This window comes from Aquitalea sp. S1-19 (assembly GCF_024343515.1).
In genome coordinates this window covers 1-2259 of record NZ_RJTZ01000233.1, presented here as the reverse complement: position 1 = coordinate 2259, position 2259 = coordinate 1, and the positions used below count along the sequence as shown (strand labels likewise).

Here is a 2259-nt window from a genome sequence, read left to right as displayed (position 1 = left end):
TGCCGGCGCAAAACCGACAAACAGGCCGATATGCTTGTCGGCCGCGTAACGCCCATCCACCAGCTTGCGCGCGGTACCCGACTTGCCGCCTACATTGAAGCCCAGCACCTGGGCGCGTACGCCGGTGCCGCCGATCTCGGTCACTCGGGTCATCATGTCGCGCATTTTTTGCGCCGTGTCCGGCGTGATTACCTGCTGGCCTGCCGGTGGTGCCGGCACGCGGCTAAACGACACCGGCAGCAAATGGCCATCGGCAGTAAACACCGTATAGGCCCGCGCCAGTTGCAGCAGGCTGACCGACACCCCGTAGCCGAAAGACATGGTGGCCTGTTCGAACGGACGCCAGTTTTTCCACGCCCGCAAACGCCCGCCGACCTCACCGGGGAAGCCAGCACGCGGATTACGGCCGAAACCGACCGCGTCATACATGGTCCACATCTGTTCGGGCGGAAACATCAGCGCCATCTTGGAGGTGCCAACGTTGCTCGACTTCTGGATCACTTCGGTTACCGTCATCACTGGCTTGGGATGCGTGTCGCGCACCGTGCCCGAGCCGACCTTATAGGTATTGGTGTCCATCACCGTAGCCGGTTTGACCTTGCCGCTTTCGATCGCCATTGCGACCGGGAACGGCTTCATGGTCGAGCCTGGCTCGAACATGTCGATCACTGCACGGTTACGCCGCATCTCCGGGTCCAGACGCATGCGGTTATTGGGGTTGAACGACGGATAATTGGCCAGCGCCAGAATTTCGCCGGTCTTGCCATCCAGTACCACGATACCGCCGGCCTTGGCCTTATTCACCTCGACGGCGTTTTTCAGTTCGCGGTAGGCCAGATACTGGATGCGGCGGTCGATCGACAAGGTCATGGTCTGGCCGTCTTTGGGCGGCTCGATCGCAGCCAGATCGTCGATGATGTAGCCGCGCCGGTCGCGCAGCACAACCCGCTTGCCATGCTTGCCCGACAACATGGCATCGCGCGCCAGTTCAAGCCCTTCTTGCCCCTTGCCGTCTACACCGGTAAAACCGACGATATGCGACAGCATCTCCCCTGCCGGGTAATAGCGGCGGAATTCCTGCTGTTTGGCCACACCAGGAATGCCCAGCTCCATCACCGCATTGGCCTGCTCCGGGCTGATCTGGCGCTTGAGATAGACGAATTCGCGCTTCTTGTCGGCCAGACGGCTGCGGATTTCAGCGGCAGGCACTTCCAGCAGGCGCGCAAGCTGGGCCAACTGGGTTTCATTCACCTCAGGCATGCCGGCAGGGCTGGCCCAGATGGTCTGTACCGGCGTACTGATGGCTAGCGGCTCGCCATTACGATCGGCAATCACGCCGCGGGTCGCCTCCAGCGTCATGCTGCGGCGAAAACGCGCATCACCCTGGTTCTGCAGGAAGTCCTGCTGGGCGACCTGCAGATACAGCGCCCGCAAAAGCAGCAGCAAGAATAGAAAGCCCAAGCCGCCCAGTACCACCGACACCCGGCCCGGCGCGATGCGCATGGCGGGCTTGGACACTGAACGGTCATGCAGCGAATAGGCGCGGGGCGGCATCACTGCCCCTCCTTGCCGAATACAACCTGTATTTCACGCGGCTCGGGCGCATGCATGCCCAGACGCTCGGACGAGACTTTCTCGATCAGCGCCTGCGCCCCCCAGGTACTTTGCTCCAGCAGCAGCTGGCCATACTCGACGCCATACATCTTGGTCTGCTTCTGTTCTTTTTCCAGCTCGCTATACAGCTTGCGTGCCATATGCTGCGAGCTCACCACCGACATGGCACAGGCCACCAGCACCATCAGTAAAATGGCGTTCAAGCGATTCACGCATCGCGCTCCGGCCAGGGCGTTGCCGTACGCAGGGCTGTGCGCATGATGGCACTGCGCGAGCGCGGATTTTCGGCAATCTCGTCGCTGCTAGCGCGCACCGGCTTGCCGATAATCTTCAATGGCGCCTCGCCGATATCGACCGCCCGCACCGCGACCCAGGCCGGCAGTTTGTCGGCCGTCGCTGCATCGCGCATAAACAGTTTGACGATACGGTCTTCCAGCGAATGGAAGCTGATCACCGCCAGACGCCCGCCCTCGGCCAGCACCCGGCCGGCCTGTGGCAACACGCGGTTCAGCTCTTCCAGTTCGCCATTGATATGGATGCGGATGGCCTGGAAGGTTCGCGTCGCGGGGTCCTGACCCGGTTCGCGAGAATGGACGTTCTTCGCGACGAGCAAGGCGAGCTCACGCGTCGTCGTGAGGGGGGACT

The 2259-nt window shown here is 62.1% G+C and carries 3 protein-coding genes; all 3 read right to left on the bottom strand.

The window, feature by feature from the left end; translation table 11 throughout:
- A partial coding sequence (locus EGI20_RS17635; RefSeq protein WP_498633023.1) for a peptidoglycan D,D-transpeptidase FtsI family protein occupies positions 1–1554 on the bottom strand: 1554 nt, incomplete at its 3' end.
- Positions 1554–1826, bottom strand: coding sequence for a cell division protein FtsL (gene ftsL, locus EGI20_RS17630; RefSeq protein WP_498631938.1), 273 nt, complete (start codon positions 1824–1826; stop codon positions 1554–1556). The genes ftsL and EGI20_RS17635, both read right to left, overlap by 1 nt.
- Positions 1823–2259: 16S rRNA (cytosine(1402)-N(4))-methyltransferase (mraW, locus tag EGI20_RS17625; RefSeq protein WP_498633022.1), on the bottom strand; the 437-nt coding region annotated here is incomplete at its 5' end. The genes mraW and ftsL, both read right to left, overlap by 4 nt.